We start from the raw sequence: 18094 nt of genomic DNA, 5'->3' as shown, positions 1-18094 counted from the left end.
AGGCCGGCTGCTGACGGCAGACGCATGTCGACGCCGTTCAGTGTTCGGTGATCAAGCAACGAGAGGCTAGAATGACGAAATACAAGCTCGAGTATATCTGGCTCGATGGATATACCCCGGTCCCCAACCTTCGCGGCAAGACGCAGATCAAGGAATTCGCCGAATTCCCTGATCTCGAGCAGTTGCCGCTGTGGGGCTTCGATGGTTCCTCGACCCAGCAGGCCGAAGGCCACAGCTCCGATTGCGTGCTGAAGCCGGTTGCGGTCTATCCGGATCCCGCCCGTACCAACGGCGTGCTGGTCATGTGCGAAGTCATGATGCCCGATGGCGTCACGCCGCATGCCTCCAACAAGCGCGCCACCATCCTCGATGACGAGGGCGCCTGGTTCGGCTTCGAGCAGGAATATTTCTTCTACAAGGACGGCCGGCCGCTCGGCTTCCCCGAGAGCGGCTATCCCGCACCCCAGGGTCCGTACTACACCGGCGTCGGCTATTCCAATGTCGGCTCCGTTGCGCGCCAGATCGTCGAGGAGCATCTCGACCTCTGCCTCGCCGCCGGCATCAACCACGAAGGCATCAACGCCGAAGTGGCCAAGGGCCAGTGGGAATTCCAGATTTTCGGCAAGGGCTCCAAGAAAGCCGCCGACCAGATGTGGATGGCCCGCTATTTGATGCAGCGCCTGACCGAGAAGTACGGCATCGACATTGAATACCATTGCAAGCCGCTCGGCGACACCGACTGGAACGGCTCGGGCATGCACGCCAATTTCTCGACCGCCTATATGCGCGAAGTCGGCGGCAAGGCCTATTTCGAAGCGCTGATGGCGGCCTTCGACAAGAACCTGATGGATCACATCGCCGTCTACGGCCCGGACAACGACAAGCGTTTGACCGGCAAGCACGAGACCGCGCCGTGGAACCGGTTCAGCTATGGCATTGCCGACCGTGGCGCCTCGATCCGCGTGCCGCATTCCTTCATCAAGAGCGACTACAAGGGTTATCTGGAAGACCGCCGTCCGAACTCGCAGGGCGACCCCTACCAGATCGCCTCGCAGATCCTGAAGACGATCGCCTCGGTTCCGGCAAGCGCTCAGGTTTCGGCCGCCGCGTAAGCGTTTCGGACTGCATGACAAGATGACCCCGGCGTTTCGCGCCGGGGTTCTTTTTTGGCCGTTACCCGGCTGACGGCATTCCTGGTAAAACATACCCAGAAAAAGTCAGGGAATTCACGCGGTCGCAAATCGCCCGGAAGTTCTGGCCGCAGCCATGTGAGCCTCCGGCGATCACTCCCTATAAAGCCCGGAAAAGCGCCTTTTCCAGCCCTTATCTGGGGCAATGGACCTTCCATAAGCATCTGTTCATACAGCAGAATCGGTCATTCGCGGCCCGGCTTGCAGCGTTGACAGATCACGCTACGGCATGCGTATTCGCAGGCCTTGGGGTTACGTCACGCAATGCTGTTCGGATGGGCGGGGTTTTCTGAACGGCGGCATTGGCGTGGGCGCCGGACGAGCGGTCACTGTAGCCTGAGACAGTGCTCCGCTCGCTCCTGGCTCCAACGTTGGCGACCGACCGGCCGCCTTGATCTTCACCGGACATCGCCGAGTAGTGATTGAAGTCACCGGACCGACGCGCTCAGGCCGGCCGCTCCGATGGACCGTGGGTCCAGAATCCAGGCATCGTATGATCGTCGAAGACGAAAGACCAATATGGCTGTCCATGCGTGGCTGCCGCGCAGGCGAGACATGCCGGTCGGCTGGCAATTCCTATTGGAGCGCAGCAAAAAGCCCTTGAAAGAGGGAAGTCTTTCAAGGGCTTGGTTGTTATGGCGTATCTTAGTCTGAGATTGAAGGCTCAGACAGAGTAATACATATCGTATTCGACCGGATGCGGGGTCATTTCGAAGCGCATCACTTCGGCCATCTTCAGCTCGATGTAGCTGTCGATCTGGTCGTCGTCGAAGACGCCGCCGGCTTTCAGGAAGCCGCGGTCCTTGTCGAGGCTTTGCAGGGCTTCGCGTAGCGAGCCGCAGACGGTCGGGATCTTCTTCAGTTCCTTCGGCGGCAGGTCGTAGAGATCCTTGTCCATCGGCTGGCCGGGATGGATCTTGTTCTTGATACCGTCGAGGCCGGCCATCAGCAGCGCGGAGAAAGCGAGGTAGGGGTTCGCGCCCGGATCGGGGAAGCGGACCTCGACGCGCTTGGCCTTCGGCGACGAGCCGAACGGGATACGGCAGGACGCCGAGCGGTTGCGCGCCGAATAGGCGAGCAGAACCGGCGCTTCGTAACCCGGCACCAGGCGCTTGTAGGAATTGGTCAGCGGGTTGGTGAAGGCGTTGATCGCCTTGGCATGCTTGATGACGCCGCCGATGAAGAACAGGCAGCTTTCCGACAGACCGGCATATTCATTGCCGGCGAAGGTCGGCTTGCCGTTCTTCCAGATCGACATGTGGACGTGCATGCCCGAGCCGTTGTCGCCGAAGATCGGCTTCGGCATGAAGGTCGCCGTCTTGCCGTAGGCATTGGCGACCTGGTGCACGACATATTTGTAGATCAGCATCTTGTCGGCGTTGCGTACCAGTGCGTCGAACTTGATGCCGAGTTCGTGCTGCGCCGCCGCCACCTCATGGTGATGCTTTTCGACGCGCACGCCCATCTCGGCGAGCACGGTCAGCATTTCCGAGCGCATGTCCTGCGCGCTGTCGATCGGCGGCACCGGGAAGTAGCCTCCCTTGACGCGCGGACGGTGGCCGAGATTGCCGGTCTCGTAGTCGGTGTCGTCGTTCGACGGCAGTTCCGTGGAGTCGAGCTTGAAACCGGTGTTGTAGGGATCGGCCTTGTACTTCACGTCGTCGAAGACGAAAAATTCGGCTTCCGGGCCGACATAGATGGTGTCGCCGATGCCTTCGGCCTTCATGTAAGCCTCGGCCTTCTTGGCCGTGCCGCGCGGATCGCGGTTGTAGGATTCACCCGAAACCGGATCGAGGATGTCGCACAGGATGACCATGGTCGACTGGGCGAAGAACGGATCCATGTGAACCGTTTCCGGGTCGGGCATCAGCACCATGTCGGACTCGTTGATGGCCTTCCAGCCGGCAATCGACGAGCCGTCGAACATCACGCCATCGGCGAACATGTCTTCCTCGACCTCGATGACATCCATCGTCACGTGTTGCAGCTTGCCCTTCGGGTCTGTGAAGCGCAGGTCGACGAATTTCACGTCGTTGTCCTTGATCTGCTTCATGATGTCTTTGGCTGTCGTCATGTCGTGTATCCCTGTGTGATGACTTTTTTTGATGATGACGTTTTCAGGAGGATGGGGCGGTCGGTTCAGACCGCGTCCATGCCCGTTTCGCCGGTGCGTATCCGCACGACTTCCTCGATGTTGGAGACGAAGATCTTGCCGTCACCGATGCGGCCCGTCTGGGCCGCCTTGCGGATGGCCTCGATGGCGCCTTCGACCGCGTCGTCGCCAAGCACGACCTCGATCTTCACCTTGGGCAGGAAATCGACGACATATTCGGCGCCGCGGTAGAGTTCGGTATGGCCCTTCTGACGACCGAAGCCCTTTGCCTCGGTGACGGTTATGCCTTGCAGTCCGGCCTCCTGAAGCGCTTCCTTCACTTCGTCCAGCTTGAATGGCTTGATGATCGCTTCGATCTTTTTCATGTAAAAAGTGGCCTCCACTGCCAAAAAAACGGGTTGTGACCCCCCGCTTGCGCCTCCATCAAGCACGAACTGTGCCAATTCAGCGGATTCGAAGCGGTCTCATAAGATTTCAAAGCCGCGCCGCACCGGGATGCAAATTCGCGTCATTCGCTGCACCGGAAGCGGCATGGGCTGCCAAAGCCTACACAGCGCCAGCACCCGCGTCCGCACAAAAATCAGGCATATCGCCTATCCCGCAGGCAATTTTCTGCCCGCGATGCCTTCGTGCCGACGTTATGGCTGCAGATCTCGGCAACTCCCCCTTGTTTGCTTAGGATCGAAATTGGACAATGCGCGATAGCATGCGGATCGGCAATCCATGAGCAACGAACTTCTTTCCCCGGCCGAAATGAGCGAGGCTGATCGGCTGTCGATCGCGGCCGGTCCGGCCGATGGAATCAGCCTGATGCGGCGCGCGGGCGAAGCGGTCGCGGCCGAGGTGCTCAAGCGCTATCCCTCGGCAAAGCACATCCATGTGCTCTGCGGGCCCGGCAACAATGGCGGCGATGGCTATGTCGTCGCACGCCTCCTGGCCGGCAGCGGCGTCGGCACAACGATCTGGTCATCCGGAGCGCCGAGGCCGGAAAGCGATGCGGCGCTCGCCGCCGCGGAATCCCTGGTCAAGTCCCGGCCGCTGTCTGATTTCGACGCCGAATTCGGCTCGATCGTGATCGACGGGCTCTATGGGGCAGGGCTGTCCAAGCCGCTGTCCGGCGATGCCGCGAAAGCTGTCGATACCGTGACAGCCCTGCGCCTGCCTGTGGTCGCGATCGACCTGCCGTCGGGCGTCTCGGGAGCCAGCGGCGAAATATTGAGCAGGGCGTTTCGCGCCGAGGTCACCGTCACCTTCGCGCGGAAAAAGCCCGGCCAATTGCTGCTGCCGGGGCGCGGGCAATGCGGTGAGATCGTGCTCGCCGATATTGGCATCGGTGACGGCATCATCGCCCAACTCGCCGTCTCGACCTTCGAAAATGTGCCGGACCTGTGGTTGCGGGAATTTCCGGTGCCGGCGGTGGACGCGCATAAATACAAGCGCGGCCATGTCGGCGTCTTTTCCGGCGGTCCCAGTGCTACCGGCGCGGCGCGGCTGTCGGCGATGGCCGCCGCGAGAAGCGGGGCAGGGGCGGTCACCGTGCTGTCGCCTGGCAATGCCATGCAGGTGAACGCGATACACCTCACCTCGATCATGCTGCGAGAGGCGGGGTCACTCGAGGAGGTGCAGGAATTTCTGACGGCGCGCCATCCCGAGGCGCTGGTGTTTGGACCGGGGCTCGGGCCAAAGCCCAAGGTCGGCGATTTCGCCCTGCAACTGATCAAGACCTTGGCGGAGGGTGCACGCGCATCGCAAACTGCAAACCACGGAGGAGCGATCGTGCTTGATGCCGATGCCATCACCTCTCTGGCCCATCAGCCGCAGGCGCTGTTCGAAGCCGCCCGTCAGCCAAACGCTCCAGTGTTGGTGATAACGCCGCACGAGGGTGAATTCGGCCGCATGTTCCCAGATGTGGCCGGAGACAAAACCATGTCGAAGTTGGATAAGGCGCGAGCGGCTGCCGCGCGGGCCAACGCAACGATCGTCTACAAGGGCGCCGACACGGTCATAGCTGCGCCTGATGGCAAGGCAGCCATCAATTCCAATGGTGCGCCGTGGCTGGCCACAGCCGGGTCAGGCGACGTGCTGTCGGGTATCATCGCCGGTCTGCTCGCACAAGGCATGCCGCCCTTCGAGGGCACCTGCGCAGCGGTGTGGCTACACGCTGAAGCCGGCAGCCGGTTCGGACCCGGCCTGATCGCCGAGGATCTGCCGCTGGCGCTGCTGCCGGTGTTGCGTGAACTCTTCGACGCGCGCACGGCCGCTCCATGAGCCGTCCCTTTGCTCTTTTGCTTGCCACTTTCTTTATCGCCTTCGTGGCGTCGACGGCGCGCGCCGAAGGCCCTGTAACCGTCGTCGACAATCCGGCGGTGCTCGCCGCGCTCGATGCCGGGGGTTTCGGCTTCGCCGATGTTTTGGGGGTTGACGGCGAGGACGGTCTAAAGACGCTTTACGGCGAGGCCCCCGCCTATCACGCCATCGTTGACATCGTTGCCTCCGATGTTGCGGCGCTCCGCGCCGAGATGAAGGCCGGCGGGCGGCCGCTCTACGAGGTGACAGACGGCAATGTCGGCCGCATCATGGATGTGCGCTGGCTGAAGACCGACGCCGCGCGCTTCCGTCTGGTCGGCGTCGTCAACCGGCTCGACCGTCGCGATTTCATGCCGCTGCAAGGCGACAGGAGCTGCGGCGAGGTGCGCTTCATCTACCGCCTGGCCTACAGTTTTCGCAAGAACGGCAAGCTGCTGGCATCGCGCCTGCCTTTCAACTTCAATGCCGTCTACAGCGCCGCGCCCGATGCCGATGGCGGCTGCGTCGGCACTGCCGGACGCTGGGCGCCACAGCTTGACGAGAGCGTCGATGCCGGCTGGCTGACCGGCGGGCCGCTGGAGAAGGCCGGGCTGACCTTCAAGCAGCTGGAGCTCAACGCGCAGGTGGTTCGCTTCCCGTCCGGCCAGGAAACCGAGTTCGGCGGGCAGGCGGCCTATCTCATGCGGGTATTCGGCATCTATGGCGCTGCTATCAGCGAGAAGCCGCTGGAGAACACGCCCGACACCGCACGGCTCTCGCAGGACGCGGCGCTGAAAGCACGGCTTGCCGCCTATGTCGGCGCCAATCTGCCGGCGGTCGACGAAGGCGTCTATGAAATCCCCGACGAGTTCCTGGCCAGAAAGATCATATCATGGTCGACCTTCGGCAGCGCGCGGCAGGCCAATCATCCGTTTACGCAATTATTCCAGCCCAAGGAATTCGCATCGCTCGATTATTCCGCGTTGAAACTGCTGCGCACGCCGGAAGCGCTGGTCGAGCGGCTGGACAATGGCGCCTGCCAGGGTTGCCATCAGGCCGGTTCGACCGCCGGTTTCCATTTCATCGGGCTAGACGACAAGACAACATCGCCGCTGAACCGCATCGAGGTCGGGATTTCGCCGCATCTTCATGCCGAGATCCCGCGGCGCCAGGCGTGGCTCGCCGCCACGGCCGAAGGCAAGCAGCCGAACCGCTTCCGTCCGCTCTCCTTTGCGCCGCCGGCGGTCTGGACGAACGCCGATGCGGTCGATTACGCGCCGGCGGAGATGGCCATGCCGTGCCTGATGCCGGAAGATGCCGCGCGGTTCGGCGCGACCTGGCAATGCGACGGCGGCACCGTCTGCACGCCGCTGGCCACGGCTTCGGGCGTGCACACGAAATTGGCGCAATGCCTGCTGCCCAAGGACAGCGAAACAATGTTTTCCGGGCATCCCTGCCTGACCGGCTCGATCGCCAGCAACGCGGCGCAGCCTTTCAACGACCGCTACAGCAAATCGGGCCAATTCGCGGCCTTCGCGCCTGCCGCGTCGCGCACCGCCTACACCTGCCGTCCGCCGAAGATCGGCGTGCCTGGAGGCATCGCCTATCGCGGCTGCGACGACAAGGACCGTGCCTTCGCGGCCTTCAAAGCCGGCAAGCCGATGCCGAACGAGATCTGCGGGCTGGTCGGAGGCAAGAAATTCGATATCTGCGTGGCCACCAACAATTTCGACCAATGCCTTGGCGGCGCCGTCAATCGCGGCAACCGGCCGGCGTGTTCGGCCGATCATTTCTGCCGCGAGGACTATATGTGCCAGTCGCTGCCGCCTGACACGCCGGGCATCGGCAAGGTGAAAGGCATCGGCTTCTGCTCGCCGACTTACTTTATCTTCCAGATGCGCATCGACAACCACGCAACGCCATGGGGCAGCCCCGTGCGAGCCACCATGGGAGCGGGGTTTAGTGCGGCGGAAGAGGAGTGAGCTACAGCTTTGGCAGCAATTCCGGGCGGCACCTACCGATCCAGATAGGTGGCGATTTTCGACGTCCACTCGCTATCGAAATGATGGACCCGCTCCGCAACAATTTCACTGCTCAGCAGGCTCGACAGGGCAGAAATCGAAACCGGTTCTATTGTGGGAGCCGAGTTGTATCCAAGCGCAGCCAGACGTTCCGACCATGGTGGATGGTCCGCGTTTTCGTCATCTGGGGCATCCCAGGCCCTTTGGGCATATTCTTGCAGGATGGGGCGGTTCGATAGCTCATTGGAAGCCATCAGAACCCGATCAAGCGGCGGACGAGGCGGGACCATCGTGCCAAGCAGTTCACGCTTGAGAGGAGTGTAAACCCTGTCATTGAAAAATGCATCGGCAGCGGCGATCAAGAGCAGCGCGCGCGCTGCTTCGTGAGAATCGCCTGACCTTGCCGCATGGCGATCGGCATCGATTTCCGCTCGTCGCGACAATCGTATCTCTTCGCGTTCCAGTGATTGAGAGAGCGGACCCAGCAGCAAGTAGAACAGGCTTCCGGAAACGGTTTTTCCTGGGGGAGCGTAGTCGAAGACCAAATCAAAACTTTTGTCGAGTTCGGCGAGATTGAGCCCGCCGTTCGTATCCTTGTTTTTCAAATGTGCGTCTTCGTGAGCCAGAATCGTGGCGAATGCTTTGTCGTCGGTCACCGCGATCAATGGAATGCCTACGGTCAAGACCGCCCGACGGCCGAGCAGACCGAGAAATGGACGCTCTTCCCCTATGCTGGCGTTGAGGCTGTCGCTCAGAACGATCGTGGTTCGGCTGGCGCGATGTTTGCCAGCGATGCTTTCCCACACGGCCCATAGCTGGGGAGCCGAATCCTGAGAGATGCCTTGCACCGGGCTGGGGCGAAAGCCGGCAAACAGTGCCCCGATCAACAGCACAAAAGCCAGCATCGCGGCCGGTATGGCGATGACACCACCTGCAATTACCATGAGCGGATGCCGGTCAAGCAACAACAGCCACAGAAGCACCGGGCAGAAAAGCGGGAGAGCGAAAAGCAGGATGGCGAACCTGCCAAAGCGCGTTCCCATATAGAGGACCAAGCGCGACATCGATGCCTCACAGCGGGATGTTGTCGTGCTTCTTCCAGGGGTTCTGCATATCCTTGTTGCGCAGCATGCGCAGCGCGCGCGCGATGCGGCGGCGGGTCGAGTGCGGCATGATCACCTCGTCGACATAGCCGCGCTCGGCGGCGACGAAGGGCGACAGGAAGCGATCCTCGTAAGCCTTTGTGTGGGCTGCGATCTTTTCGGCGTCACCGTTGTCCTTGCGGTAGATGATCTCGACCGCGCCCCTTGCGCCCATCACCGCGATCTGCGCGGTCGGCCAGGCATAGTTCATGTCGCCGCGCAGATGTTTCGACGCCATCACGTCATAGGCGCCTCCATAGGCTTTGCGGGTGATGACGGTTATCTTCGGCACGGTGGCCTCGGCATAAGCGAACAGGAGTTTCGCGCCATGCTTGATCAGGCCGCCATATTCCTGCGCCGTGCCGGGCAGGAAGCCGGGGACATCGACGAAGGTGACGATCGGGATCGAAAAACAGTCGCAGAAGCGCACGAAGCGCGCCGCCTTGCGGCTGGCGTCGGAATCGAGCACGCCGGCCAGTACCATCGGCTGGTTGGCGACGAAGCCGACGGTGCGGCCCTCGACGCGCCCGAACCCGGTGACGATGTTCTTGGCGAAGTTCTGCTGGATCTCGAAGAAGTCGCCTTCGTCGGCAACTTTCATGATCAGTTCCTTGATATCGTAGGGCTTGTTGGCGTTGTCGGGAATCAGCCGGTCGAGCGACAAATCATGGTCGGTGACCGACTGGTAGCATTCGATCTCGGGAAGCTCCGATGTGTTGGAAGCCGGCAGCAGGTCGACCAGCCGGCGCATCTGCAGCAGCGCCTCGACGTCATTGTCATAGGCTCCGTCGGCGATCGACGATTTCGTCGTATGGACGGAAGCGCCGCCGAGGCTCTCGGCGGTCACCGTCTCGTTGGTCACGGTCTTCACCACATCCGGTCCGGTGACGAACATGTAGGAAGTGTCGCGCACCATGAAGATGAAGTCGGTCATGGCAGGCGAATAGACGTCGCCGCCGGCGCACGGTCCCATGATGACGGAAATCTGCGGAATGACGCCTGAGGCCAGCACGTTGCGCTGAAAAATCTCGGCATAGCCGCCGAGTGCTGCCACGCCTTCCTGGATGCGCGCGCCGCCGGCGTCGTAGAGGCCGATGATCGGCGCCCGGTTGCGCAGCGCCATCTCCTGCACCTTGATGACCTTCTCGGCATGCGCTTCCGACAGCGAGCCGCCGAATACGGTAAAGTCCTTGGCGAAGAGGTAGACCGGGCGGCCGTTGACGGTGCCCCAGCCGGTGACGACGCCGTCGCCGGCGATCTTGGTGTTCTCCATGCCGAAGTCGGTCGAGCGGTGCTCGACATACATGTCGAATTCCTCGAACGAGCCCTCGTCGAGAAACACCTCGATGCGTTCGCGCGCGGTGAGCTTGCCCTTCTTGTGCTGGGCATCGATGCGAGCCTGGCCGCCGCCCATGCGGGCAATCTCGCGGCGGCGCTCGAGTTCCTTGAGAACGTCTTTCATCGATTACCTCCCAAGCCAGTGGCATTTCGTGGTAATCGTGCCGGCAAGCGAGCGCAAGCGCCGCTTGCGCCACGGGTTTTGTTGCGCTGCAGCATGACGCCCCTTGCATTTGGCGGCGAACTCAGCCATATGCAGCCCATAGGCGCTTGGGCCGGGAACGAATCCGGCCTTCTCGACGAATGAGACTGGTTGCGTCTGTTTTCCCTCTTTCCGGTATATCGGCCCTTTTTCCGGTAAATCACAAAGCGGCGAAAAAGCCCCGTGGCATGATGCCTGCGGGCACGACAGCGCAGCCGAGTGGACGAATACGTCCGCCCGCCTTGTCGTTCATCACAGATTTTTCGACGGCAGGTTGCGCCCTGCCGCCATCGATGTTTGCGGCCAGAAGCCGCGTGAAAGAAGATTATTTTGACCAACGAAAACACTTTGCCCGGTAGCACTGCGGAACTCACCGGTTTCGCGGCACTGGGTATTACGGGCGCGCTGCTCAAGGCCACCCACAACGCCGGCTTCGCCGAGCCGAAGCCGATCCAGGCACAGGCGATCCCCCCTCAGATGGAAGGCCGTGACATTTTCGGCATCGCCCAGACCGGCTCCGGCAAGACCGCAGCCTTCGCGCTGCCGATCTTGTCGAAGATCATTGCGCTTGGCACCAAGCGCCGGCCGAAGACGGCGCGTGCGCTTATCCTGGCGCCGACGCGCGAACTCGCCGTGCAGATCGAAGACACGATCAAGATCCTCGCCAAGGGCGCGCATGTCTCGACCGCGCTCGTGCTCGGCGGCGTGTCCCGCTTCAGCCAGGTGAAGAAGGTTGCTCCCGGTGTCGACATCCTGATCGCCACGCCCGGCCGGTTGACCGACCTTGTGCGTGAGGGCGACCTCGTGCTTGCCGACACCAAATGGCTGGTGCTGGACGAAGGCGACCGCATGCTCGACATGGGCTTCATCAACGACGTCAAGCGCATCGCCAAGGCGACGGCGCCCGACCGTCAGACGGTGCTGTTCTCGGCGACCATGCCCAATGAAATCGCCGAACTGGCCAAGGGCCTGCTGAAGAACCCGATCCGCGTCGAAGTCGCGCCGCAAAGCACGGCGGCGGCCGAGATCGTGCAGGGCGTCGTCTTTGCCCGCACCAAGCAGAAGCGCCAGGTTCTGTCGACGATGCTCGCCGACGAGGCGATGAGGTCCGTCATCATCTTCTCGCGCACCAAGCATGGTGCCGACAGGGTGACCAAGGACCTCGAGCGTGACGGCTTCAAGGCCGCCGTCATCCACGGCAACAAGTCGCAGAACGCCCGCCAGAAAGCGCTGAACGATTTCCGCGACGGCTCGGTGCGCATTCTGGTGGCGACCGACATTGCGGCGCGCGGCATCGACGTCCCCGGCATCAGCCATGTCGTGAATTTCGACCTGCCTGATGAAGCCGAGAGCTACGTCCACCGCATCGGACGTACCGGCCGCAACGGCATGGACGGCATCGCGATCACGCTTTGCGATCCTTCCGAGAACAGCAAGCTGCGCCAGGTCGAGCGCATCATCCGCACCAAGCTGCCGATCGTTGCCGACCATCTCGGCAGCCCCGATCCGCTGCGCAATCCGGCTGAAAAGAACGAGCGTTTCGAGCCGGCCAATGATCGCAACGACCGCAATGGCCGTCGCGACGGCAGGCGGCCCGGTGGCGAGAACAAGGGCAACGGCTTTGGCAAGAAGCGCTTCGGCGACAAGCCTGCCTTCGCAGGCGAGCGCAAGCCGGAAGGCGCCAAGCCGGCCTTCAAGGGCAACAACAAGCGCCGCTTCGGCGGTAAGCGTCCGGCGGCGCGGGCTGCGTAAGCCAGATCGCGTTGTAGTCAGTCAGGCTTAGCCTGGCTGATTGCCGGGACAGACCAAGGAAAGGGCGGCTGAAGCGATGCTTCGGTCGCCCTTTCCGTTTGCCTACTTCACCACCGCTTCGATCCAGACGGCGATCCTTTGCGCCAGAAACGCCGTGGTCGATGGCGACAGCGCGTCGCCGGCAATGACGTGATTGTCCGGGTCGCCGGTGTCATCGACCGGAACCAGTTCATGCGGCGCGCCCCAGCGCCCGGCAATCTCGCGGGTGCGGTCGGCCCGCACTACTTTGTCCGAATCAGAAAAGATGAACAAAGCAGGGATGGTCGCCTTCTCCACCGGCGCGCCATAGGCAAGCTCGGTCAGCGCCTGCATCGGCAAGGTTGCTTCGATCGGATAGCGGGTGGTCCAGAATTTTTCATTCAGCGCGTTGCGTGGCACGAAGCTGTGTTCCTTGCCGGCGACCAGCCTGGCAATTTGTTTGCCCCACGGCATGGTCAGGATCTCGGCGCCCGAAGCCTTGACGCCGAAGTTCGGCGAGATGAACGCAATCGCCGCCACCTCGTCCGATGCACCGGGCTGCGTTGCCGCCCAGACCGCCAGCGAGCCGCCGGTCGACGTCGAGATGACGATCACCTTGTCGCCGATCGCCCGGCCGATGGCGAGCGCTTCCTCATAGTCGTTGATCCAGGCGTTGATGCTGCCTTGCGTCATCGCCGCGCCATCCTGCCCGTGACCGGTGAGCCGGGTGTAGAAGAGATTGGCATCAAGCTGTTCCGCCACTTCGTCGGGCAGCGGGCGGACCTCACCCTTGGATGCGGAAAAGCCGTGGATGTAGACGATCGACAGCGGCGTCCTGGCATGCACCATCGGATCGGCCCAGACGATCTCTTTTTCCAGCCCGTCACGGATTCCGGGGATGGCGGCTTCCGCCTTTGCCACATAGGCCTGCGGATCGTCAGCGATGAGCGAGGGATCGAAACGGATCGTGGTGTCGGCGCGAACGCGCGGGCCGAGCACGAAGGCCAGTGCGAGAATGGCGATAAGGCCCAGCACAGCAAGCACGATCCGTCGCCCCATCGCAGACTCCACGTAGCACTTGTCTCAACCATGGCGACGGCGGCCCGAAACGGTGAGCCTGCCAATTTCGCCGGCGTCCTATTCGATCGGGGGCTTGCGGTCGTAATGCAGCGGCCGCGCCTTCCAACTGGTCATCAGGCTGATAAACCCTCTGCACAGCGGTCTCGGCAGCAGGCCGAGCAGTTTCAGGGGCCAGCTGGTCCGGCGCGGGAAATGGACTTCGAAGCCGCCCGACTTGATGCCCCGCGCCATGCGGCGCGATGCGCGGCTGACCGGCATCAGTCCCGGCATGGGCAGCATGTTCTTCTCGGTCAGCGGGGTGTCGATGAAGCCGGGATTGAACACCTGGATACGCACGTTCATCTTGTCGAAATCATACTTCAGCGACTCGGCCAGGATGTTGATCGCCGCCTTGGTGCCGCCATAGGCGGCCGTTGTCGGCCAGCCGAAATAGGATGTCACCGAGCCGACCAGCACGACATGGCCGCGCGCCCGCACACGCATGCGTTCGACCGCGGGCACGAGGCCGTTGATGATGCCGAAATAATTGACCTCGAAGGACCGGCGAAAGTCGTTGACGACAAGATTCTCCCCCGGCGTCGAAATGTAGTTTCCTGCATTGAAGATGGCGAGCACGATGGGACCGAGCTCCTTCTCGATCGCGGCGACGGTTCTCGCCATGCGCGGCTCGTCGGTGACATCGCAGGGAAAGGCCGTGACACTGCCCGGCATCTGCGCGGTCTCGACGACAAGCGTGTCGATCGGATCGTCGTCAAGCGCCGTCACCGCGACGGCATAGCCCTGGGAAGCAAGATCCCTGGCCAGTGCACGGCCGATGCCGCTTGAGCCGCCCGTGATCCAGGCGACGCCGTGCTTCGGGTTAGCCCGGTAGAGTGTCATGCTGCGCCCTGTCGACTTGTTGGTGCTTTGCTCTAGAGCGGTTCACCGTTTCACGGAAACGGCGAACTGCTCTATCTCCTTGTTTCTACGCAATTCCGGACGGAAAACCGTTTCACACTTTTCCTGGAATTGCTCTAGCGGTGAAGAAATCGAATGAAAAGCCGCTTTTCAACGTCAGCCGGAAATGAACAGTGGCGCAAGAGGCCAGCCTCGGGAAGCGCCGACGCAACAACAGCACTGCAAATGCGACTGGACCAGACAAATTCTTGCCTTGAAACCGCAGCTTCGGGTTTCTAGGGTTTCGGCGCACCTACACAAGGAATCCTGAATGCCCCGTTCTGTGATCGACGCGATCGGCAACACGCCTCTGATCCGCCTCAACAAAGCTTCGGAACAAACCGGTTGCGAGATCCTGGGCAAGGCCGAATTCATGAATCCCGGCCAGTCGGTCAAGGATCGTGCGGGCCTGTTCATCATCCGCGACGCCGAGAAGCGCGGGCTGCTGAAGCCCGGCGGCGTGATCGTCGAGGGAACGGCGGGCAATACCGGCATTGGGCTGACGCTGGTCGCCAAGGCGCTCGGCTACCGGACCGTCATCGTCATTCCCGATACGCAGAGCCAGGAAAAGAAGGACACGATCAAGCTGCTCGGCGCTGAGCTGATCGAGGTGCCGGCCGTGCCCTACAGGAATCCCAACAACTACGTGAAACTGTCGGGGCGGCTGGCCGAGCAACTGGCAAAGACAGAACCGAACGGCGCCATCTGGGCCAACCAGTTCGACAATGTCGCCAACCGTGACGGCCATATCCGCACCACCGCGGAGGAGATCTGGAGCCAGACCGGCGGCAAGGTCGACGGTTTCGTGTCGGCGGTCGGTTCTGGCGGCACGCTGGCCGGCGTCGCCTCCGGACTGAAGGCCAAAAGCCGGGATGTGAAGATCGCGCTCGCCGATCCGCTGGGGGCCGCGCTCTATTCTTTCTACACCAGCGGCGAGCTGAAGTCCGAAGGCAGCTCGATCACCGAAGGCATCGGGCAGGGGCGCATCACCGCCAATCTCGAAGGGTTCACGCCGGATTTTTCATTCCAGATCCCCGATGAGGATGCGCTGCCGATCGTCTTCGACCTGATCCAGGAAGAGGGCCTTTGCGTCGGCGGCTCGACCGGCATCAACATAGCCGGCGCGATCCGTCTGGCCAGGGAACTAGGCCCCGGCCACACCATCGTGACCATTCTTTGTGACTATGGCACGCGCTATCAATCAAAACTGTTCAACCCGGAATTCCTGCGCGAAAAGCAGCTGCCGGTGCCAGGCTGGATGGAGCTGAAGAGCACAATTCCGGTGCCGTTCGAAAAGGTCGCGTGATGGCAAACAGGACGGACGCCCTGTTTCGCGACGATGCCTATCTGCGGACGGCGGACGCAACTGTCGTTGCCGTCAACGATCGCGGCGGTATCATCCTCGACCGGACGATCTTCTACGCCACGTCGGGCGGCCAACCGGGCGATACCGGGTATCTCGAACGTGGCGACGGCAGCCGTATCGTCATTGCCGCCACCCTCACCGGTGAGACCAAGGACGAGATCATACACGTGCCAGCGCCGGAGCAGGCGGTTCCGCAGCCAGGCGAGGCGCTGCGGCTGGCGATCGACTGGGAGCGGCGGTATCTCCTGATGCGCATGCACGCGGCTTGCCACCTAATTACCGTCGTCTGCCCGTTCCTGATCACCGGTGCCTCGGTTTCCGAGGACGACAGCCGTGTCGACTTCGACGCTCCGGATGCCGGCTTCACCAAGGAGGACGTCACTGCCGGGCTGATGGACCTGGTGCGGGCCGATCATCCGATCTTTGTCAGGCTGATCAGTGACGAAGACCTGGCCGCCAATCCCGGCCTGGTGAAATCCAAGAACGTCCGGCCGCCGGTGGGCACAGGCAAGATCCGCCTGGTCTGTATCGGCGACAACGCTTCGGTGGACAGCCAGCCCTGCGGCGGCACCCATGTGAAAAGCACCGCCGAAGTCGGCGAAATCCACATCGGCAAGATCGAGAAGAAGGGCCGCGAGAACCGGCGCTTCCGCATCCGCTTTGGACCGATGCCGGCAAACTGAAATCAGATTGCGGTCGGCCTTGCACAATTCTTCGCTCGGTCGTGAGACACCTTACGCAAGGTGGCGGAAACCGGAAAGCGGTCTCTCCACCCAGGCTTCAATCTGCTCGGTGACGAACTTGGCTGCCTGATGGTGGATGAAGTGACCAGCGCCGGGCAGAGCGACCAGCGTGGTCACATTGTCGACCTCACGAAAGGTGCCATCGAAAGCGCTGACCGGAACATAGGGATCGTCGGTGCCAAACAGGACCAGGGTCGGGGCCTTGACGAGTGGCAGTTGCCCCAGGCTCGGCACTTTGCCGAGCGGAATGTTAGCCCTGTAATAACCAAGCATTGCTTCCGGACTGGATCGCCGCAGCGATTCCGTCAGCGCCTGCCTGTCTCGCGGATCGGCGACCCAGGTTGCGAGTTCGTCGATATTCAGCATCTGGGCTGCGCCGGGCACCTGGAAGCTGCGTATGTACGCGATCATCTCGGCGTTGGACGGGTCGGCAATGGCGTTCAGATGATTACGTGGGTGCGGCGTCGACAGCAGGACGAGATGGCGCACGACTTGCGGCGCGCGTATAGCCAGCCACCATGCAATGATGCCGCCCCAGTCGTGGCCGACAATGGCGGCCTGGGTCAGCTTTTCCGCTGCGAGAACGGCTAGCACATCGTTGACCAGGTTCGTCAGCACATAGTTGCCGTAGCCCTGCGGCGCATCGCTTTGCCCAAAGCCCCGTAGGTCGGGCGCGATCACGCGGTAGCGGCCACAAAGCGCCTCCAATTGCCGGCGCCAACCCATCCCGTGATCCGGAAAGCCGTGCAGAAACACAATCGGCGGGCCTGAGCCCGCCGCCGTGTATTTCAGTCTATTGCAGTCTGACGTTGCCGTTGACGGCAACTCTGGATTCGAATGCCACTTCCTGTTCCGTCAATTGCAATCCACTTGACGCAGTAGTCCGAGCCAGGAGGCTCGAATTGCTGGTCTACATCTTGACTTCAAGGCGCAGGAACGGCCCGTTGAACGTCTGGGTGCTCTTGTCGGACAGCTCCAGCAGATTGTGCCACTGCTCGACCCGGTAGCCCGCGGTGAACGTCGTGTTATCCCACGGCCTGAAGGTCACGCCACCGGAAAGATCAATATTCGTCACAACCTCGCTGGAATGCTGGCTTGCGCTGACATCGACGGGCAAGTCGGGCGTGGGATCAGACGGATCGGTCACTTCTGCATGCAAGCTGATCTTGTCCGTCCGGCGGCCCCACATGGCCGAGCCGGAAACGGCCCCGGTCAGACCCCATGTTTCGCCCAACGGATAATATACTTCAGCCCCGACGCGCGGGCCGATGCCGTAGAATTCGGACGAGCCAAGCTTGTCGGCGCTACCAGCCTTGTCCGTCGTCGGATCAGTCGGGGTAACCCCCTGGTGAAGGTTCAGCTTTTCTTTCGCGTGCAGCAAGCGCAGGCCTCCGAAGAAGCGGATATCGGCGCTTTGCGCCTGAACGTGCTTGCCGATGTCGAAGTCCAGCGTCTGGAAATTGTAGCTGTTGCCGAAGGATAGGTCGACGGTACCACTACCTGTGGGAACATTAAAACCGAAGTCGTTGTCCTGTCCGGCGTGGAAGGCACCGGCAAGCCGCCAGTCGACATCCGCAGAAATCGCTTTGGTCAGCGCGACCGACCCATAGAGATCACCAAAGCCGTTGTTTTCACCCAACTTGTCGCTGCTGTCGCCAAGCTTATCGACGTTGGACTGATAGACAGCGCCTTCGAAGGCAATCTTGATGCGGGAATCGACCACTGCCGGATCAGTTACCTGCGCATCGGCGGCATGAGCCGCGACCACACCAACAGATGTCACTGAAGCAGCAGACGCAGCAACAGTAGCAAGAAGCTTGCCTGAAACGTGATTTCTCATTTTTCCCCGCCTGGAATCAAACTGGATAGTTATTAGCCCATTCGCACATTACCGCAGCGGTACCTCG

General features: G+C 61.8%; 14 protein-coding genes. 6 read left to right on the top strand and 8 right to left on the bottom strand.

What is annotated here, in order from left to right:
• Positions 1-71: 71 nt before the first annotated feature.
• Positions 72-1112 carry a glutamine synthetase beta-grasp domain-containing protein gene (locus EOB49_RS12650; protein ID WP_127260164.1) on the top strand — a complete coding sequence of 347 codons (1041 nt, stop codon included), beginning with the start codon at positions 72-74 and terminating at the stop codon, positions 1110-1112.
• A gap of 742 nt (positions 1113-1854) precedes the next feature.
• Here the strand turns inward: EOB49_RS12650 and glnA are convergent.
• Complete coding sequence (gene glnA / locus EOB49_RS12640; protein ID WP_027038720.1) at positions 1855-3264, bottom strand: type I glutamate--ammonia ligase; 1410 nt, start codon at positions 3262-3264, stop codon at positions 1855-1857.
• Between the two features lie 65 nt (positions 3265-3329).
• Positions 3330-3668, bottom strand: coding sequence for a P-II family nitrogen regulator (locus tag EOB49_RS12635; RefSeq protein ID WP_006205430.1), 339 nt, complete (start codon positions 3666-3668; stop codon positions 3330-3332).
• Between the two features lie 358 nt (positions 3669-4026).
• Between EOB49_RS12635 and EOB49_RS12630 the strand changes: the two genes are divergently transcribed.
• Both EOB49_RS12630 and EOB49_RS12625 read left to right on the top strand, forming a co-directional pair.
• Complete coding sequence (locus tag EOB49_RS12630) at positions 4027-5571, top strand: NAD(P)H-hydrate dehydratase (RefSeq protein WP_127381192.1); 1545 nt, start codon at positions 4027-4029, stop codon at positions 5569-5571.
• Positions 5568-7571, top strand: a complete 2004-nt coding sequence (locus EOB49_RS12625; protein WP_127381191.1) for a hypothetical protein — start codon at positions 5568-5570, stop codon at positions 7569-7571. The genes EOB49_RS12630 and EOB49_RS12625 overlap by 4 nt, the downstream gene beginning before the upstream one ends.
• Before the next feature lie 32 nt (positions 7572-7603).
• Here EOB49_RS12625 and EOB49_RS12620 read toward each other — a convergent pair whose 3' ends face one another.
• Both EOB49_RS12620 and EOB49_RS12615 read right to left on the bottom strand, forming a co-directional pair.
• Entirely contained in the window at positions 7604-8674 is a 1071-nt protein-coding gene (locus EOB49_RS12620) for a M48 family metallopeptidase (protein ID WP_127381190.1), read from the bottom strand.
• Between the two features lie 7 nt (positions 8675-8681).
• Complete coding sequence (locus EOB49_RS12615; protein ID WP_127381189.1) at positions 8682-10214, bottom strand: acyl-CoA carboxylase subunit beta; 1533 nt, start codon at positions 10212-10214, stop codon at positions 8682-8684.
• Positions 10215-10622: 408 nt separating this feature from the next.
• On the opposite strand from EOB49_RS12615, the gene EOB49_RS12610 reads away from it, so the two are divergent.
• Positions 10623-12044: a DEAD/DEAH box helicase gene (locus tag EOB49_RS12610; RefSeq protein ID WP_127381188.1), complete on the top strand. Its 1422-nt coding sequence runs from the start codon at positions 10623-10625 to the stop codon at positions 12042-12044.
• Between the two features lie 102 nt (positions 12045-12146).
• Here the strand turns inward: EOB49_RS12610 and EOB49_RS12605 are convergent, their stop codons facing one another.
• Both EOB49_RS12605 and EOB49_RS12600 read right to left on the bottom strand, forming a co-directional pair.
• Complete coding sequence (locus EOB49_RS12605) at positions 12147-13121, bottom strand: alpha/beta fold hydrolase (protein ID WP_127381187.1); 975 nt, start codon at positions 13119-13121, stop codon at positions 12147-12149.
• A gap of 78 nt (positions 13122-13199) precedes the next feature.
• On the bottom strand, positions 13200-14021 hold the full coding sequence (locus EOB49_RS12600) for an SDR family oxidoreductase (RefSeq protein WP_023812065.1): 822 nt from the start codon (positions 14019-14021) through the stop codon (positions 13200-13202).
• A gap of 328 nt (positions 14022-14349) precedes the next feature.
• Between EOB49_RS12600 and EOB49_RS12595 the strand changes: the two genes are divergently transcribed.
• Both EOB49_RS12595 and EOB49_RS12590 read left to right on the top strand, forming a co-directional pair.
• Positions 14350-15384 carry a cysteine synthase A gene (locus EOB49_RS12595; protein WP_127381186.1) on the top strand — a complete coding sequence of 345 codons (1035 nt, stop codon included), beginning with the start codon at positions 14350-14352 and terminating at the stop codon, positions 15382-15384.
• Positions 15384-16127 (top strand): alanyl-tRNA editing protein, encoded by a 744-nt coding sequence (locus EOB49_RS12590; protein ID WP_127381185.1) that lies wholly within the window; start codon positions 15384-15386, stop codon positions 16125-16127. The genes EOB49_RS12595 and EOB49_RS12590 overlap by 1 nt, the downstream gene beginning before the upstream one ends.
• A gap of 51 nt (positions 16128-16178) precedes the next feature.
• Here EOB49_RS12590 and EOB49_RS12585 read toward each other — a convergent pair whose 3' ends face one another.
• Together EOB49_RS12585 and EOB49_RS12580 are read right to left on the bottom strand one after the other, a co-directional pair.
• Complete coding sequence (locus tag EOB49_RS12585; protein ID WP_281060558.1) at positions 16179-16943, bottom strand: alpha/beta hydrolase; 765 nt, start codon at positions 16941-16943, stop codon at positions 16179-16181.
• 154 nt (positions 16944-17097) lie between these two features.
• Positions 17098-18027: an Lpg1974 family pore-forming outer membrane protein gene (locus EOB49_RS12580; protein ID WP_127381183.1), complete on the bottom strand. Its 930-nt coding sequence runs from the start codon at positions 18025-18027 to the stop codon at positions 17098-17100.
• Positions 18028-18094 lie beyond the last annotated feature (67 nt).

The organism is Mesorhizobium sp. M7A.F.Ca.MR.148.00.0.0 (genome assembly GCF_003997735.1).
Taxonomy (GTDB): Bacteria; Pseudomonadota; Alphaproteobacteria; order Rhizobiales; family Rhizobiaceae; genus Mesorhizobium.
Note: the sequence above shows the minus strand (reverse complement) of the source record. Positions and strands in the feature narration are given on the sequence as shown.

Coding starts and splice junctions, on each gene's coding strand:
- EOB49_RS12650 (WP_127260164.1), top strand. CDS start 72: ATGACGAAATACAAGCTCGAGTATATCTGGCTCGATGGATATACCCCG.
- glnA (WP_027038720.1), bottom strand. CDS start 3,264: ATGACGACAGCCAAAGACATCATGAAGCAGATCAAGGACAACGACGTG.
- EOB49_RS12635 (WP_006205430.1), bottom strand. CDS start 3,668: ATGAAAAAGATCGAAGCGATCATCAAGCCATTCAAGCTGGACGAAGTG.
- EOB49_RS12630 (WP_127381192.1), top strand. CDS start 4,027: ATGAGCAACGAACTTCTTTCCCCGGCCGAAATGAGCGAGGCTGATCGG.
- EOB49_RS12625 (WP_127381191.1), top strand. CDS start 5,568: ATGAGCCGTCCCTTTGCTCTTTTGCTTGCCACTTTCTTTATCGCCTTC.
- EOB49_RS12620 (WP_127381190.1), bottom strand. CDS start 8,674: ATGTCGCGCTTGGTCCTCTATATGGGAACGCGCTTTGGCAGGTTCGCC.
- EOB49_RS12615 (WP_127381189.1), bottom strand. CDS start 10,214: ATGAAAGACGTTCTCAAGGAACTCGAGCGCCGCCGCGAGATTGCCCGC.
- EOB49_RS12605 (WP_127381187.1), bottom strand. CDS start 13,121: ATGGGGCGACGGATCGTGCTTGCTGTGCTGGGCCTTATCGCCATTCTC.
- EOB49_RS12600 (WP_023812065.1), bottom strand. CDS start 14,021: ATGACACTCTACCGGGCTAACCCGAAGCACGGCGTCGCCTGGATCACG.
- EOB49_RS12595 (WP_127381186.1), top strand. CDS start 14,350: ATGCCCCGTTCTGTGATCGACGCGATCGGCAACACGCCTCTGATCCGC.
- EOB49_RS12590 (WP_127381185.1), top strand. CDS start 15,384: ATGGCAAACAGGACGGACGCCCTGTTTCGCGACGATGCCTATCTGCGG.
- EOB49_RS12580 (WP_127381183.1), bottom strand. CDS start 18,027: ATGAGAAATCACGTTTCAGGCAAGCTTCTTGCTACTGTTGCTGCGTCT.